General features: G+C 73.0%; 16 protein-coding genes. 8 read left to right on the top strand and 8 right to left on the bottom strand.

What is annotated here, in order from left to right; all coding sequences use genetic code 11:
• Nucleotide 1: 1 nt before the first annotated feature.
• The 6 genes from O5O46_RS18815 to O5O46_RS18795 all read right to left on the bottom strand — a co-directional run bounded on the left by O5O46_RS18815 (nt 2) and on the right by O5O46_RS18795 (nt 5,011).
• Complete coding sequence (locus O5O46_RS18815; RefSeq protein ID WP_333482396.1) at nt 2–496, bottom strand: cysteine dioxygenase; 495 nt, start codon at nt 494–496, stop codon at nt 2–4.
• Nucleotides 497–619: 123 nt separating this feature from the next.
• Nucleotides 620–682, bottom strand: a complete 63-nt coding sequence (locus O5O46_RS35570; protein ID WP_443072567.1) for a hypothetical protein — start codon at nt 680–682, stop codon at nt 620–622.
• 109 nt (nt 683–791) lie between these two features.
• Nucleotides 792–2,507, bottom strand: a complete 1,716-nt coding sequence (locus O5O46_RS18810) for an FAD-dependent monooxygenase (protein ID WP_269856640.1) — start codon at nt 2,505–2,507, stop codon at nt 792–794.
• A gap of 134 nt (nt 2,508–2,641) precedes the next feature.
• The gene (locus O5O46_RS18805) at nt 2,642–3,442 is read right to left on the bottom strand and encodes an amino acid ABC transporter permease (protein ID WP_269856639.1); all 801 of its coding nucleotides are present in this window, start codon (nt 3,440–3,442) and stop codon (nt 2,642–2,644) included.
• Nucleotides 3,439–4,086: an amino acid ABC transporter permease gene (locus tag O5O46_RS18800; RefSeq protein ID WP_269856638.1), complete on the bottom strand. Its 648-nt coding sequence runs from the start codon at nt 4,084–4,086 to the stop codon at nt 3,439–3,441. The genes O5O46_RS18805 and O5O46_RS18800 overlap by 4 nt, the downstream gene beginning before the upstream one ends.
• 127 nt (nt 4,087–4,213) lie before the next feature.
• The gene (locus O5O46_RS18795; RefSeq protein WP_443072562.1) at nt 4,214–5,011 is read right to left on the bottom strand and encodes an amino acid ABC transporter ATP-binding protein; all 798 of its coding nucleotides are present in this window, start codon (nt 5,009–5,011) and stop codon (nt 4,214–4,216) included.
• A 293-nt stretch (nt 5,012–5,304) separates the two neighbouring features.
• Here O5O46_RS18795 and O5O46_RS18790 point away from each other — a divergent pair, with 293 nt between their 5' ends.
• Together O5O46_RS18790 and O5O46_RS18785 are read left to right on the top strand one after the other, a co-directional pair.
• On the top strand, nt 5,305–6,009 hold the full coding sequence (locus O5O46_RS18790) for a response regulator transcription factor (RefSeq protein ID WP_269856637.1): 705 nt from the start codon (nt 5,305–5,307) through the stop codon (nt 6,007–6,009).
• Between the two features lie 11 nt (nt 6,010–6,020).
• A complete protein-coding gene (locus tag O5O46_RS18785) occupies nt 6,021–7,436 on the top strand; it encodes a sensor histidine kinase (RefSeq protein WP_269856636.1) in 1,416 nt (471 codons plus the stop codon).
• Here the strand turns inward: O5O46_RS18785 and O5O46_RS18780 are convergent.
• The gene (locus O5O46_RS18780) at nt 7,426–8,412 is read right to left on the bottom strand and encodes a TAXI family TRAP transporter solute-binding subunit (RefSeq protein WP_269856635.1); all 987 of its coding nucleotides are present in this window, start codon (nt 8,410–8,412) and stop codon (nt 7,426–7,428) included. The genes O5O46_RS18785 and O5O46_RS18780 overlap by 11 nt on opposite strands.
• Before the next feature lie 83 nt (nt 8,413–8,495).
• Here O5O46_RS18780 and miaB point away from each other — a divergent pair, with 83 nt between their 5' ends.
• Both miaB and O5O46_RS18770 read left to right on the top strand, forming a co-directional pair.
• On the top strand, nt 8,496–9,971 hold the full coding sequence (gene miaB / locus O5O46_RS18775; RefSeq protein WP_269856634.1) for a tRNA (N6-isopentenyl adenosine(37)-C2)-methylthiotransferase MiaB: 1,476 nt from the start codon (nt 8,496–8,498) through the stop codon (nt 9,969–9,971).
• Between the two features lie 155 nt (nt 9,972–10,126).
• Entirely contained in the window at nt 10,127–10,840 is a 714-nt protein-coding gene (locus O5O46_RS18770; RefSeq protein ID WP_269856633.1) for a class III extradiol dioxygenase subunit B-like domain-containing protein, read from the top strand.
• An 87-nt stretch (nt 10,841–10,927) separates the two neighbouring features.
• On the opposite strand, the gene O5O46_RS18765 is transcribed toward O5O46_RS18770, so the two are convergent.
• The gene (locus tag O5O46_RS18765) at nt 10,928–11,134 is read right to left on the bottom strand and encodes a gliding motility protein (protein WP_269856632.1); all 207 of its coding nucleotides are present in this window, start codon (nt 11,132–11,134) and stop codon (nt 10,928–10,930) included.
• 121 nt (nt 11,135–11,255) lie between these two features.
• On the opposite strand from O5O46_RS18765, the gene miaA reads away from it, so the two are divergent.
• From miaA to O5O46_RS18745, 4 genes are all read left to right on the top strand, one after another.
• Nucleotides 11,256–12,203: a tRNA (adenosine(37)-N6)-dimethylallyltransferase MiaA gene (miaA, locus tag O5O46_RS18760; protein WP_269856631.1), complete on the top strand. Its 948-nt coding sequence runs from the start codon at nt 11,256–11,258 to the stop codon at nt 12,201–12,203.
• A 102-nt stretch (nt 12,204–12,305) separates the two neighbouring features.
• Nucleotides 12,306–12,797, top strand: a complete 492-nt coding sequence (locus O5O46_RS18755; protein ID WP_276095402.1) for a hypothetical protein — start codon at nt 12,306–12,308, stop codon at nt 12,795–12,797.
• 107 nt (nt 12,798–12,904) lie between these two features.
• Nucleotides 12,905–13,798, top strand: coding sequence for a diaminopimelate epimerase (dapF, locus tag O5O46_RS18750; RefSeq protein WP_269856629.1), 894 nt, complete (start codon nt 12,905–12,907; stop codon nt 13,796–13,798).
• A gap of 163 nt (nt 13,799–13,961) precedes the next feature.
• Complete coding sequence (locus O5O46_RS18745; RefSeq protein WP_269856628.1) at nt 13,962–16,088, top strand: RelA/SpoT family protein; 2,127 nt, start codon at nt 13,962–13,964, stop codon at nt 16,086–16,088.
• The last annotated feature ends 19 nt before the right edge of the window (nt 16,089–16,107 follow it).

Here is a 16,107-nt window from a genome sequence, read left to right as displayed (position 1 = left end):
GTCACCACTCCTGCGGCCGCTCGACCAGCGCCAGGCGAAGTACCCGGCCGCTCCTGCTGTACCGCCGCATCATAGGCAGCGGCGGATAGTACACATGGACCGACACGGCGTGTTGCTCCTCGGAGGCGTTCACCACCTGGTGCACGTGGTACGGGCCGAAGGCGCGGCCCCGCCCGACCGGGAGCCTACGGGCGCGGTCCACATCGTCGGTGAGTTCCAGTGACTGCCAGCCGGCGGTCGGCAGCGGCACGGCGACCGACTCCTCGGCCAACTCGCCCAGCGCGGTGGCGAACGCGCCCCGTGACCCACCGTGGTCGTGCCAGCCGGTCTCGGCGCCCGGCGGCCAGCCGATCAGCCACGCCTCACTGCCGCCCGGTCCCTCCAGCCGCACCCAGGTGCGGCCCATCGGATCGAGTGGCAGCCGGTCCAGCACCTCGGGGTCGGCGGCGGTGCGGCGGGCGAAGTCAAGCAGTTCGGCCTCGGTCGGAGCGGGCAAGGCGGCAGGAGGCGCGGGGCGCGCCGGAGCATCGGCGTATGACACGTCGTTGAGCGACAAGGGGAACCGTCCCAGGTGATCGCGAGAAGGCGCGGCCCATACCGCGCGGAGGAGGAAACCGGATCAACGGGACGGCCGACACACGCAGCCCGCGTAGCGGACGAGGTCCAGATGGACCCTCCGCACAAGACGCAGCTCGGTGTCAGTCACGCTACGGAGTCAACCACGCGCCGCGAGAGGGGGTCAAGGAGAGATCCGCCGATCCGTCACGATGGGCGGGCCGGTCGCACACCGGTCATGAGCGCGACTGCGCGGTGGCGGCCGCCTCCTCGCTCAGCTCCTGCGCACCGGCACCCGGCGAGTCGTCCGTGTCCCCGCCCGCCGTCGCCCCGCCGGTGGGCCGCTGCAGTGGCGGGCCGCCCCGGGCCACGTCGGCGTAGGCGTACAGATCGGTCGGGCGGCAGCCGTTCATCGCGCCCACCACATGGCCGTCCGGGCGGATCAGCAGCACGGTGTGCGCGGTGGCACCCGGGTAGTTCTCGGCGACCAGCAACTCGGTACGGGTCGGCAACGCCGCGACCGCGGTGGACAGTTGGGGCATCAGCCCGGCGGTCAGCCAGTGCCTGCTCTCCCACACCCCGGTACCCGGCGCCACCAGCACCGCCAGCAGATCGCGGCCCAGCCGCTCCCGCAGCCGCCCACGCGTACCGTCCAGCGCGACCACCGGCACATCGGCGGCCTCCCCAAGCGGCCATGCGACCGCACCGGGGCCCGATGCGGCGCGACCGCCACCGTGGGGAGTGGTCAGCGCCAGCGGCGACCGGTCGTAGACCGGTGGAGCGCCGAGCAGGCCACGGCCGAGGTGGCCGTCCGTCAGCAGGTCGGTGTGGCGGCTCATCGGTCCGGACAGCAGCGAGCGGCGCAGCGTATGCCAGGCCCCGGAGCTGCGCAGCAGCGGCAGCGCCTGGTCGGCGGCGCGCAGTCTGGCCCCCACCGCGTACCGCCGCTCGGCCTGGTAGCTGTCCAGCAGGGTGTCGGAGGCGCCCTGGTGCCAGGCGATGGCCAGCTTCCAGGCGAGGTTCTCCGCGTCCCGCAGCCCCTCCTCAAGCCCCTGTGTCCCCAACGCGCCCAGCAGATGGGCGGCGTCGCCCGCGAGGAAGGCCCGCCCGGAGCGCCACCGGCGCGCCAGCCGCTGGTGCACCGGATACTCGGCGGACCCCAGCAGGTCGTACGGGGGTACCGAGCCCTCGCACCACTCGGCGAGCGTGGACCGGATCAGCGTCACTAGGGCGTCCGCCGTCAGCGGATGGCCGCCCAGCGGAAGCGCCCAGTCCATCCGCCACACCCCGTCCGGCAGCGGACGCGCCAGCACCTGCGAGCCCCGGCCGCCCGGCGGATCGCGGTGCAGCAGTGCGGTACCGGGCTCGGGCAGGTCGACCCGCAGCGCCGCGACCGCGTGCCGCTCCACGGCGGTTCGGCCGGGGAAGCGCACCTGAAGGAGTTTGCGCAGGGTGGAGCGCGGACCGTCGCAGCCGACCAGATAGCTGCCGCGCCACCAGGTGTCCGGCGGCCCGGAGGTTCCGGCGGCGCCACGGGTGTGCACGCTGAGGCCGTGCTCGTCCTGTTCGAAGGCGTACAACCGGCTGCCGGGCGCGACCTTGATCAGTTCCTGTCCGGCGAGCGCCTCGCGCAGGCCCTGCCGCAGCCGGTCCTGCGGCAGGTGCAGCGGCGACGGCTCGGTGTCGGCGTCGAACTCGACGTACTGCACCTCCTGACGGCGGCTCAGGGTCCGCCAGGCCGTCCAGCGGGCCGCGTCGGTGTGTACGGCGGTGTAGCCGAGCCGGGCCAGCAGTTCGGCGGTCCGCGGGCGCAGCACGACGGTGCGCTCGGGCTGCCGCTCGTGCCAGGAGGAGCCGTCGTCCAGCAGGAGGACGGGGACACCGTGCCGGGCGAGGCAGAGGGAGAGGGTCAGGCCGGTGCTGCCCGCACCCGCGACGATCACCGGTTCCATGCGGCGGATCCTCGGTGTGCGGGGGAAATGGCGGCGGCTGCCCGGCGTGCGATCACATCGTGTATGCAACCCACTGCCGCTACCTGCGTCAAGCGCCGCCACGGCCAGTGCGCCGCCGGTTGCCGCCGTCCGACTTAGCCGCGCCCCCGTGCGCCGCGTCGTTCGATCCAGCGGGCCAGCGCGGACAGCGCCAGGCACACCGCCACGTAGCCGGCTGCGATGACGACGAGCACCGCGAGGTATGGAGGACCGCCGGGCGTCACGGTGTTGGAGGCGGCCAGCCGACCCGCGTGGAGGAGTTCCCCGTAGGCGATGACGAAGCCCAGCGAGGTGTCCTTGAGGGTGACCGCCAACTGGCTGACGGCGGTCGGCAGCACCGCCCGCAGCGCCTGCGGGACCAGCACCGTCGCCATCACCCTGGACTTGCGCAGCCCCACGGCGTACCCGGCCTCCGCCTGCCCCCTGGGCACCGCGCTGATCCCGGCCCGCAGCACCTCGGCCTGCACGCACCCGTGGTACAGGGTGAGCCCCAGCACCACGGCCCAGGACGGCGGGAGGGCGCCGGCGTACAGGGCGAAGACCAGCACCAGCGGCGGCAGTGACCGGAAGAACTCCACGACGGCCGTCGCCGCCCACCGCACCGGCCGGTGCTCCGACAGCCGCCCCACCGCCAGGAGTGCGCCGAGCGCCAACGAACCCGCAGCCGCCAGTGCGAACGCTCTCAGGATCGCCAAGGCCCCGTCGCCGACGCGCTGTCGGAGTCCGCGGTCCCGGACCAGATCCCATACGGCCGCCGCGAACTGCCCGTTGCCGCACAGCCGTAGCGCCACGAGGGCGGCCAGCGCGAGGATCGCCGCGGTACTGGCGAGCGCGTAGATCCGTCTGCGGCGGCGCGTCCTGGGGCCGGGCGCGTCGAACAGCGCGCCGGCGCTCATCTCGCCACCGCCAGCCGGTGCTCAAGCAGCTGGAACAACTCGCTGATAACGAAGGTGATCAGGAGATACGCCAGCGCGATCCAGACGAAGACCTCCAGGACGTCGTGGCCGGTCGCGCTCAGCCGCCTCTGCTCGGCGAACAGATCCGTGACGTCGAACGACCCCGCGATCGCGGAGTTCTTGGTGAGCGCGACCATCAGGCTGCCGATCGGCGCGAGGGCGGTACGGCCCGCCTGCGGCAGCACGACCAGCCGCAGCGTCTGCGGGAACGTCATGCCCAGACTGCGGGCCGCCTCGGCCTGCCCCAGCGGCACCGAGTCGACCCCGCGGCGCAGCGCCTCCCCGACGAACGCCGAGGTGTAGCAGCCCAACGCGCCCACCGCGAGGGCGAAGTGGCTGGTGCCGGGGAACAGGATCCGCGGTGCGGCGAACACCGCGACCAGGAACAGCAGCGTCACCGGGGTGTTGCGCAGCAGCGTCACCCACACCGTCGCGAGGATCCGCAGCGCGGGAACCGGGGATACCCGGCAGGCCGCGACCAGCACTCCCAGGGCCAGCGAGAGCGCCGCGCTGACGGAGGTGAGCAGCAGGGTGCCGACGAAGCCGTGGCGGAACAGGGCGAAGTTGTCGAGGAGTACGTGCACGCGCATCCTTTCCGGCGGATGGTGAACACGTGGGTCGCGGCGGCCGGGTGGCCGCCGGTCCGCCTCGTCGTGGTCGCTGGAAGCGTTCGGTGAACGGCTCGGTGGTGCGGAGGTTCCCGGGGGCGCCTCAGTGGTGCAGGATCTTCGACAGGAAGTCCTTCGCCCGTTCGCTGCGCGGACTGCTGAAGAACCGGTCGGGCGGGGCCTGTTCGACGATCCGGCCGTCCGCCATGAAGACCACCCGGTGGGCCGCGGAGCGCGCGAAGCCCATCTCGTGCGTGACCACGACCATGGTCATGCCGTCCCGGGCGAGTTGCCGCATGACCTCCAGCACCTCGTTGATCATCTCCGGGTCCAGCGCCGAGGTCGGCTCGTCGAACAGCATCACCTTGGGCTCCATCGCCAACGCCCGGGCTATCGCCACGCGTTGCTGCTGGCCGCCGGAGAGCTGCGCCGGGTACTTGTCCGCCTGGCCGCTCACCCCGACCCGGTCCAGCAGGCTGCGAGCGGTGCGCTCGGCCGTCTCCCTGGGCGACTTGCGCACCTTGATCTGGCCGAGGGTGACGTTCTCCAGCACCGTCTTGTGCGTGAAGAGGTTGAACGACTGGAAGACCATGCCGACATCGGCGCGCAGCCGGGCCAGCTCGCGCCCCTCCTGGGGCAGCGGCCTGCCGTCGATACTGATGGCGCCGGAGTCGATGGTCTCCAGCCGGTTGATCGTGCGGCACAGGGTGGACTTGCCGGAGCCGGAGGGGCCTATCACCACGACGACCTCGCCGCGCGCCACGGTGAGGTCGATGTCCCGGAGTACGTGCAGCGCGCCGAAGTGCTTGTTGACGCCGTCCAGCACGACCAGCGGCTCGCCCGAGGGCGGTACGGCGCGCTCGGACCGTGGGGACGCCGGTGACACCGGAGAGTCGCTCATCGGGCGGTCGCTCCATGTTCGTCGGGTTGGGTGGACCCTATGATCCCGTCCCGTCCACGTCAGTACATCTGAGCGGAACTTGAGCATCACGATCCGGCAACCCTGTGTCACCCTCCCGTCACGCTAGGTGGTCGACAGGCGGGTACGGTGCGTACCGGCTGGGTAACGGTGTGCGCTTCACTCCGGGACCCTCTTGACGGGGCACCCGGGTGTCGGGGTGTATTCGATGCTGCCGGCTGCGCACGCCGGCTGCGCACGCCGGGTACGGACAGGCAGGACTGGGGGGAGAGCCGATGCGGCTGTTGCTGGTCGAGGACGACGACAGGGTCGCCGCCGCGCTGTCCGCGGTGCTCGCCAGACACGGCATCGACGTCGTCCACGCCCGCAGCGGTGAGGAGGCGCTGCGCGCGCTGCTGCCGGACGCCGGACCGCCGTTCGCGGTGGTGCTGCTCGACCTGGGACTGCCGGACCAGGACGGCTTCGAGGTGTGCGGCCGCATCAAGCGCGGCACCGACACCCGGGTGATCATGGTGACCGCGCGGGCGGACGTACGGTCCAGGATCCACGGCCTCAACCTCGGCGCCGACGACTACGTGGTCAAGCCGTACGACACCGGCGAACTGCTCGCCCGCATCCACGCCGTCAGCCGCCGCCCGCCCGAGCACCGCGACCCGGACGGGCCCGCGGACGGGCTCCGGCCCGAGGTGCGGCTCGGCCCGATCGCCATAGAGCTGCCCACCCGGCAGGTCGCGGTGGACGGTGAGCCGGTGGCGCTGACCCGCAAGGAGTTCGACCTGCTGGCGCTGCTCGCCCAGCGGCCCGGAGTGGTCTTCCGCCGGGAGCAGATCATCAGCGAGGTGTGGCGTACCAACTGGGAGGGCACCGGGCGCACCCTGGAGGTCCATGTGGCCTCGCTGCGCTCCAAGTTGGGGCTGCCCACGCTGATCGAGACCGTACGCGGGGTCGGCTACCGGCTCGTCGTCCCGGCCGCCCGGTAGGCGCCCGCCCCGTGCGCACCCGCCTCCTTCCGCTGCTGCTCGTCCTGATGGCGGCAGTACTGATCGCCCTCGGCTTCCCGCTCGCCGCCAGCCTGGCCGCCGCGCAGCAGCAGCGGCTCATCGTGGACCGCATCGACGACACCGCGCGGTTCGCCGCCATCGCCCAGTACGTGAGCGCCAGCAGCGAGCCGGACGGCACCATCGTGGTCAACGACGGCGAGCGGGAGTCGACCCTGCGCAGCGAACTCACCCGCTACGAGGACCTGTACGGGATACGCGTCGGCGTCTTCTACCGCGACGGCTCGACGATGGCGGTGGCCCCCCGGAACTGGCTCACCCGACGCCAGGTCGTCGCCGACCCGTCGTTCCAGGAGGCGCTGGCCGGACGGCGCAGCCACAACCCGCCGCAGGTGTGGCCGTGGCAGCACAGCCGGATCACCGTCGCCTCGCCCATCGTGCGGGACGGCGACGTGGTCGCCGTCGTCCTCACCGACTCGCCCACCGGCGCCATGCGCTCCCGGGTGCTGCACGGCTGGCTGCTGATCGTGGGCGGTGAACTGGCCGCCACGGTGGTGGCCGTGCTGGCCGCGATCCGGCTCACCGCCTGGGTGCTGCGGCCGGTCAGGGTACTGGACCGGGCCGCCCACGACATCGCCACCGGACGGCTGGCCTCACGCGTCGCGGCGGCCGGCGGGCCGCCCGAACTGCGCCGCCTGGCACGGTCGTTCAACGAGATGGCCGACAACGTCGAGGCGGTGCTGGAGCAGCAGCGGGCGTTCGTCGCGGACGCCTCCCACCAGTTGCGCAACCCGCTGTCCGCGCTGCTGCTGCGGATAGAGCTGCTCAGCCTGGAACTGCCGGAAGACCACGCGGAGATCGCCTCGGTACGGGAGGAGGGCAAACGGCTGGCGACCGTGCTGGACGACCTGCTGGGCCTGGCCACCGCCGAACACGCCGCCGCCAACCTGCGGTTGACCGACATCGCGGCGCTCGCCGCGGACCGGGTCGCCGCCTGGCGGCCCGCCGCGGACCGGGCGGGGGTCGGGCTCCGCCACGAGGGTGCCGCGGCGGCCACCGGCTGGGCCGACCCCATCGCACTGTCCAGCGCCCTGGACGCGGTGGTGGACAACGCGGTGAAGTTCACCCCGGACGGTGCGGAGGTGGTGGTCAGCGTGCTGACCGGGGCGGACACCGTCAAGGTGGTGGTGGCCGACGGCGGTCCCGGGCTCACCGAGGACGAACTCGCCCGGATCGGCGACCGGTTCTGGCGCGGCTCGCGCCACCAGAACGTGGACGGCTCGGGCCTCGGCCTGTCCATCGCCCGGGTGCTGCTCGCCAAGGGCGGCGGCACGATCGGCTACGCGCCCAACCAGCCGCACGGACTGCGGGTGACGCTCACCGTGCCGCGTAGCGAACCTACGGCTTGACCGACAGGTAGTAGCGGCGCGCGCCCTCGTGCAGCGGCAGCGGATCGGTGAAGATCGCGGTACGCAGGTCGACCTGCTGGGCCGAGTGCACCACCGCGCCGATGCTGTCCCGGCTGTCGATCACCGTCTGGGTGACCCGCTGCACCAGCGCGGGGTCGGTGCGGTCCGTGGTGACTAAAAGGTTCGCCACCGCGATCGTCTCGATCGACTGCCCGTGCTGCACGTTGGGGTACGCGTCCGGCGGCATCACCGCCGCCCGGTAGAAGTCGGCCGCGGCGCCGAGTTGGTGCAGCGGCTGTATCACGTCGGCGAGCGGGACCAGTTTGATCGGGTACTCCCTGGCCAGTTGCTGGATCGCCAGGGTGGGCAGCCCGCCGGACCAGAAGAACGCGTCCAGCTTCCCGGACTCCAGCAGTTCCGGCGCGGTGTCCACCCCGGCGGGCACCGCCTTGAGGTCCCGGTCCGCGTCGAGTCGGGCGGCCTTGAGCAGCCGCCGCGCGATGAGGCTCACGCCGGAGCCCGGCTGGCCGATGCCCACCCGCAGGCCGCGCAGGTCGCGCACCGAGTTCACCTTCGACCGGGCGGGCACGATCAGTTGCATGTAGTCGTCGTACAGCCGGGCCACCGCCCGCAGATGCGAGGCGCCGGGCCCGTGGTAGTCGGCCGCGGCGTCGGCCTGGGTGAAGGTGAAGTCGGCCTGGCCGGAAGCCAGGTACTCCAGGTTCTGCACCGACCCCTGCGACGCCTTCAGCCGCACCGCCACCCCGGGCAGGTCACGCCGTAGATCGCCCTGGAGCAACGCCCCGTACTTCTGGTACACCCCGCTCGGCACCCCGGTGGCGACGGTCAGCGGCCCACGCGGATACGGCGTCCCGGCAGAGTGCAGCACCTCCCACAGCACCAGCGCGCCCGCCAGCCCCAGGGCGATCCCCAACCGCACGGCCCGCCCTCGCCTGGCTGGTAGCTGAAACCTCATGACCCGCGATCCTGCCAGCACGACCGGGGCTTGGTAAGGGCGCGGCGGCGGCTGGGCCCGAGCACGTACCCTGGTGGATTGAGATGAGCGCGAAGACATATGAGGTGCGCACCTACGGGTGCCAGATGAACGTCCACGACTCCGAGCGGCTGGCCGGGCTGCTGGAGGACGCGGGGTATGTACGGGCATCCACTGGTGATGACGCCGATGTGGTGGTCTTCAACACCTGTGCGGTGCGGGAGAACGCCGACAACCGGCTCTACGGCAACCTCGGGCAGCTCGCGCCCAGGAAGGCCGCGCGGCCGGGTATGCAGATCGCGGTCGGCGGCTGCCTCGCGCAGAAGGACCGGGACACCATCGTGAAGAAGGCGCCCTGGGTCGACGTGGTCTTCGGCACCCACAACATCGGACAGCTGCCGGTGCTGCTGGAGCGGGCCAGGATCGCGGAAGAGGCGCAGGTCGAGATCGTCGAGTCGCTGGAGACCTTCCCCTCCACGCTGCCCACCCGCCGCGAGTCCGCCTATGCCGCATGGGTCGCCATCTCCGTCGGCTGCAACAACACCTGCACCTTCTGCATCGTCCCGGCGCTGCGCGGCAAGGAGAAGGACCGCCGTCCCGGCGACATCCTGGCCGAGGTCGAGACGCTGGTCGCGGACGGCGTCATCGAGGTCACGCTGCTCGGCCAGAACGTCAACGCGTACGGCTCCGACATCGGCGACCGCGAGGCGTTCTCCAAGCTGCTGCGCGCCTGCGGCAACGTCGAGGGCCTGGAGCGGGTGCGCTTCACCTCGCCGCACCCGCGGGACTTCACCGACGACGTGATCGCGGCGATGGCCGAGACGCCGAACGTGATGCACCAGCTGCACATGCCGCTGCAGTCCGGCTCCGACACCGTGCTCAAGGCGATGCGCCGCTCCTACCGGCAGGAGCGCTACCTCGGCATCATCGAGAAGGTACGCGCCGCGATGCCGGACGCCGCCATCTCCACCGACATCATCGTCGGCTTCCCCGGCGAGACCGAGGCGGACTTCGAGCAGACCCTGCACGTGGTGCGGGAGGCGCGCTTCGCCCAGGCCTTCACCTTCCAGTACTCCAAGCGGCCGGGCACCCCGGCCGCCACGATGGACGGGCAGATCCCCAAGGAGGTCGTCCAGGAGCGCTACGAGCGGCTGGTCGCGCTCCAGGAGGAGATCTCCTGGGAGGAGAACAAGAAGCAGGTGGGACGCACCCTTGAGGTGCTGGTCGCCGAGGGCGAGGGCCGCAAGGACGACGCCACCCACCGGCTGTCGGGCCGGGCGCCCGACAACCGCCTGGTGCACTTCGAGCGCCCCACGGAGCCGGTGCGTCCGGGCGATGTGGTGACCGTCGAGGTCACCTACGCGGCCCCGCACCACCTGCTCGCCGAGCGCCCCGCCCTGGCGGTGCGGCGCACCCGTGCGGGCGACGCGTGGGAGCGGCGCACCGCCGCGCCCGAGCCCAAGGGCGTGATGCTCGGCCTGCCCACCGTCGGCGTTCCGGCGCCCGCACCGGCCCCGGCGAACGCCTGCGGCTGCGACTGAGCCGCGGAACGGGGACGCGCGGGCCCGCGCGGAAGAGGCGGCGGTCGTCGCCGCTCGGGCCGCACGACGGCCCGGTGCCCGAACGGCCCTCATGGCCGGGCCGCGACGTCCTGCTCTGACCGCCCGGGCGATCACCGCCCGGTAAGGTGCCGGACATGCTGGTCGCCGCCGCCGTAGTGCCCTGCCCGCCGTTGCTGGTGCCTGAGGTCGCGGTGGGTGCCGCGCCCGAGCTGGACGGGCTGCGGGCCGCCTGTGCGGACGCCGTCGGGGTGCTGGCCGCCGCCAGGCCCGACCGCCTGATGGTGCTCGGGCCCGCCGAGCAGTCCGGGCGGGGACCGCATCCGCAGGGCGCCACCGGCTCGTTCCGGTCGTTCGGCGTCCACCTGGACGTCACGCTCGGAGAGCGGCAGGGCGAGGCGCCCGGACGGCTGCTGCCCCCGTCGCTCGCGGTGGCGGCCTGGCTGCTGACCCGCACCGAGTGGACCGCGGCGCCCGTCGAGGGCCTGGGGGTCGGTGAGCCGCTGGCCCCGGAGTCGTGCGCCGAGCTGGGCCGGGAACTGGCGGCGTCCGCGCAGCGGGTGGCGATGCTGGTGGCCGCGGACGGCAGCGCGCGGCGCAGCCCGAAGGGTCCCGGCTACTTCGACGAGCGGGCCGAGCCGTTCGACGCCTCGGTGGCCGCCGCGCTGGCGCGCGCCGACACCACCGCGCTCGCCGCCCTGGACGCCAAGCTCGCCGCCGAACTGCTGGCCGCCGGGCGGGCGCCCTGGCAGGTGCTCGCGGGCGCGGCCGAGGGCGCGCGACTGCGCGGCGAGCTGCTGTACGACGAAGCGCCGTACGGCGTCGGGTACTTCGTGGCCGCCTGGTCCTGAGGGCGGGCGGCGGTACGCGACGTGCCGCGCAGCGCTTGGCTGCGCGGCCCGTCGGGTTGGCGGGCCGTCAGGCCCGGGGCGCGGGGCTCAGTTGCGGGCGCCTTCGCCGGTCTCGCTGTCGGCCGCCTTGTCGGCGGACTGCTGCTTGGGGATGCCGACCTGGTCGGCGGACTCCGCGGACTTGGCCGACTCCTCCGGTGTCTCCTCCGGTGCGGTGCTGGCGCTCTCGGCCGGCGCCGCCTCGGTCGCCGCCTTGGTGGACGAACCACGCCGAAGCCAATCGAAAACACCCATTAGTTACTCCAGACCTTGCTCGTGCGGGGGAAAAACCGCGTCCGCTCGGGCAACGACCGCACACGTGACCAGTCACGTAACTCGATCGAGGGCGGTGCGCGGCATTTGGGAGACTGGGGAGGTGAACAACGTTGTCCCATCCCCCCGCACCCCCCGGGTGATCGCCGTCGTCGGCCCCACCGCCGCCGGAAAGTCCGACCTGGGCGTCCGGCTCGCACAGTCCCTCGGCGGCGAGGTCGTCAACGCCGACTCTATGCAGCTCTACCGCGGGATGGACATCGGCACCGCCAAGCTCACCGAGAGCGAGCGCGGTGGTGTCCCACACCATCTGCTCGACATCTGGGACGTGACGGTGGCGGCCAGCGTCGCCGAGTACCAGCGGCTGGCGCGCGCCGAGATCGACCGGCTGCTGGCGGCCGGGCGCACGCCGATCCTGGTCGGCGGCTCCGGCCTGTACGTACGGGCCGCGATCGACGTCCTGGAGTTCCCCGGCACCGACCCCGAGGTGCGGGCCCGGCTGGAGCGGGAGTTGCAGGAGCGCGGCACCGGTCCGCTGCACGCCCGGCTGGCCGCCGTGGACCCCGAGGCGGCGCGGTCGATCCTGCCCAGCAACGGGCGCCGCATCGTGCGCGCGCTGGAGGTCGTGGAGATCACCGGCCGCCCGTTCACCGCCAACCTGCCCGGCCCGGACGCCCAGCGGTCGGTCTACGACACCGTCCAGATCGGTGTGGACGTACCGCGCCCGGTGCTCGACGAGCGGATCACCCTGCGGGTGGACCGGATGTGGCAGGCCGGACTGCTGGACGAGGTGCGGGCGCTGGAGGCCGTCGGGCTGCGCGACGGGCTGACCGCCTCCCGCGCGCTGGGCTACCAGCAGGTGCTGGCGCACTTCGCCGGTGAGTGCGGCGAGGACGAGGCGCGGGCGGAGACCGTGCGCGCCACCAAGCGCTTCGCGCGCCGTCAGGACTCGTGGTTCCGCCGGGACGCGAGGGTGCACTGGATCAGCGGTGGGCTAACGGAACTCGCCGACCAGACAATGGCGTTGCTCGAACGGGCGGTCACAGCCTGATCACGTGATGGCCACGGGACGCCCCGCTGGGGGTTGACCGCCCTGACACCGTGCCATTATCGAGCACGGGCTACATCGGACGAGGTGGGAGGGCGTGTGGCGATGGAGGCCGGCCCTCGTGACCGACCCGGGCGGGACCAGCGGCGGCCTGCGGACGAACTGCCGCAGCCGCGCCCGGACAGTGAGCTGGCAGCCCTCCCGTTGACCGACGACGGCCCCGCCGAGGACGAGACGGACCCGGAAGCGGAATCCGACGCGCAGTCCTTCCGGGAACTGCGCCCGCCGCGCCGGATGCGCATCTGGCAACTCGTCCCGATCGTCGGGCTGGGCACCGTGGGTTCGCTGATGTTCGCCTTCCCGCTCGCCTTCGAGTTCGGCGACGGGGGACCGGTGGTCGCCATGCTCGGCCTGCTGCTCAGCTGCTGTTCGGCGGGCTGGGCCATCATGGCCGCCCGCCGGGTCGGCTACACCTGGCCGGGCCTGCCCGCCCGGGGCTCCGGCCAGCGCCCCGACTGGCGCTTCGTCGCCGGTTACACCGCCTTCGCCCTCCTGGTCGCCCTGCTGGCCGTCTGGCGCGTGGCCCGCCTGCGCTGATCCCGGGCCCTCGCAAAGGCTCGCCGCGCCGCCGGGCAACCGGCGCCGCGAACCGGCGCTCCCGACGCACCGCGGCCCGTGAAGGGCCGCAGGATACGATCGAAGACGTGAACGCCGCACCGCAGCCGCTGCCCTTCCTCAAGGGCCACGGCACCGAGAACGACTTCGTGATCGTCCCCGACCCGGACGGGCGGCTCGACCTGTCCGCCACGGACGTGGCCCGGCTGTGCGACCGCAGGGCGGGCATCGGCGGCGACGGCCTGCTGCGCGTGGTGCGCTGCGCCGCGCACCCGGAGGCCACCGCGCTCGCCGACGAGGCCGAGTGGTTCATGGACTACCGCAACAGCGACGGCAGCGTCGCCGAGATGTGCGGCAACGGCGTCCGGGTCTTCGCCCGCTACCTGGAGCGCGCCGGGCTCGCCGAGGCGGGCGACCTGGCCGTCGCCACCCGCGCCGGTATCCGCCGGGTCCACCTCGCCAAGCCGGGCCCGGACGGCACGCCCGGCGACATCACCGTGGACATGGGCCGTGCGCTGCTGCCCTCCGGTGAGATCACCGTCACCGTGGGCGAGCGCTCCTGGCCCGCCCGCAACGTCAACATGGGCAACCCGCACGCCGTCGCGTTCGTCGCGGACCTCGCGGACGCCGGGAAGCTGTTCGACGCCCCGCTGGTGAGCCCCGCCGACGCCTACCCCGCAGGCGTCAACGTCGAGTTCGTGGTCGACCGCGGCCCGCGCCATGTGGCCCTGCGGGTGCACGAGCGCGGCTCCGGCGAGACGCGCTCCTGCGGCACCGGCGCCTGCGCCGTGATGGTCGCCGCCGCGCGCCGCGACGGGGTCGACCCGGCCGTCACCGGCAGCCCGGTCCGCTACACGGTCGACGTGCCCGGCGGACGGCTGGTGATCGCCGAACACCCTGACGGCACCGTGGAGATGACCGGCCCCGCGGTCATCGTCGCGGAGGGCGTCATCGATCCGCACTGGCTCGCGACCGCCGACTAGACCGCAAATGTGTCGGTATCCGCGTTCCCTCTAAAGGGTGATCCGGCGGGTGATCCGGATCACCCTGGGCGAGAGGCCGACAGCAGCCGGTGGCGGGCTCGGTAGCATCAAGCACCGGCGCGGCATCCAGCACGCCGCCGGTGTTGGCTGCCGGAGGTGCCCGATGAGCGCTAAGAACGCCGTTGACGCGGTGACCGCATCCCAGGGGACCGAGCGCAGGCGCGGTCTGTCCCGCCTGGATCTGCGCAGACTCGGCCGGGCCGCGCTGTTGGGCGCGGCCGGTGGCCGGGACCGGCTGCCCGACGCCATCGAGCACATCGCCAAGGTGCACCGCGGCCACCATCCGCGCGCCGACCTCGACGCGCTGCGCCGGGCGTACGTGCTCGCCGAGGCCTCGCACCGCGGCCAGTTCCGCAAGAGCGGTGAGCCCTACATCACCCATCCGCTGGCCGTCACCCTGATCCTGGCCGAACTCGGCGCGGAGACAACGACGTTGACAGCGTCCTTGCTGCACGACACCGTCGAGGACACCGACGTGACGCTCGATCAGGTGGGCGAGCAGTTCGGCGCGGAGGTGCGCTACCTCGTCGACGGTGTCACCAAGCTGGAGAAGGTGGACTACGGGGCCGCGGCCGAGCCCGAGACGTTCCGCAAGATGCTGGTCGCCACCGGCAACGACGTCCGCGTGATGTCCATCAAGCTGGCCGACCGGCTGCACAACATGCGAACCCTCGGCGTGATGCGCCCGGAGAAGCAGGCCAGGATCGCCAAGGTCACCGGGGACGTGCTCATTCCGCTGGCCGAGCGGTTGGGCGTGCAGGCGCTCAAGACCGAGCTGGAGGACATGGTCTTCGCCATCCTGCACCCCGAGGACTACGCCCGGGCAAGGGAGTTGATGCTGGACCACTACTCCCGGCCGGAACCGCTGGAGAAGGTCGCCGACGAGGTGCGGGCGGTGCTGCGGGACGCCGGGATCACCGCGGAGGTGGGGATCCGCGCCCGGCATGTGCTCTCCGTACACCGGGCGCGGCTCAAACGCGGCGGGCAGCTCGGCGGCAGCGAGTTCGGCCGGCTGCTGGTGCTGGTCGGCGAGGACGCCGACTGCTACGCCGTACTGGGGGAGTTGCACACCTGCTTCACTCCGGTGATTGCGGAATTCAAGGACTTCATCGCGGCCCCGAAGTTCAACCTCTACCAGTCGCTGCACACCGCCATCGCCGACCGGCACGGCGCGATCACCGAAGTCCTGGTCCGCACCCGGCAGATGCACCGGGTCGCCGAAGCCGGCGTGGTCGCCCTGGGCAACCCCTATACGACGGCGGACAGTTCGGACGACGGCGAGCGCACCGACCCCACCCGGCCCGGCTGGCTCTCCCGGCTGCTGGAGTGGCAGCGGGACGCCTCCGACCCGGACACGTTCTGGACCGCGCTGCGCGACGAACTGGCCCAGGACCGGGAGATCACCGTCTTCTCCGCCGACGGCGGCACCATCGGCCTGTCCGCCGGAGCCTCCTGTATCGACGCGGCGTACGCGCTGCACGGCGAGACGGCGCACACCTGCGTGGGCGCCCGGGTCAACGGCCGCCTCGTCTCGCTCGGCACCGCGCTGCGCGACGGCGACACCCTGCACCTGCTGATGGCCGCGGGCTCCGGTCCGTCCCCGGACTGGCTGGGCCACGCGCACACCGCCGCCGCGCGGATCGCGATCAGCCGCTGGCTGGCCGCCCACCCCGAGGAACGCGCCGAGGAGGAGCCCGCCGCGCAGGAGGGCGGCGGCGCGTCCCGCCCGGTGCGCACCGCCGAGGAGGCGCCGGCCGCCGAGCCCGTCGCGGTCACCGACCGGCCGGGCGCGGCGGTACGGCTGGCCCGCTGCTGTACCCCGGTGCCGCCGGACGCGGTGACCGGGTTCGTCATCCGCGGCGGCACCGTCGCCGTGCACCGCGCCGAGTGTCCGGCGGTGGCCAGGATGACCGCCGCCGGGCGTGCGCCGCAGACCGTGCGCTGGCGCACCGAGACGCCCGCCGCCGGATACCGGGTCACCGTCCGCGCCGAGGCGCTGGGCCGCCCCCACCTGCTGGCCGACCTCACCGAGGCGATCTCCGCCGAGGGCGTCGGCATCCTCGCCGCCGACGTGGAACCCCCGCAGGAGCAGCGGGTCCGCCACACGTACACCATCGAACTGCCCGAGCCGGGCGCCCTGTCCGCGCTGATGCGGGCGATGCGCCGGGTGCCCGGCGTCTACGACGTCTACCGCACCCAGGCCCGCCCGATGGCCGCCGCCCGCGGCTGACGGCAACCGCGCTGACCTT

The organism is Streptomyces sp. RPT161 (assembly GCF_027533845.1).
Lineage (GTDB): Bacteria > Actinomycetota > Actinomycetes > Streptomycetales > Streptomycetaceae > Streptantibioticus_A > Streptantibioticus_A silvisoli_A.
This window is presented reverse-complemented; position numbering and strand designations above follow the sequence as displayed.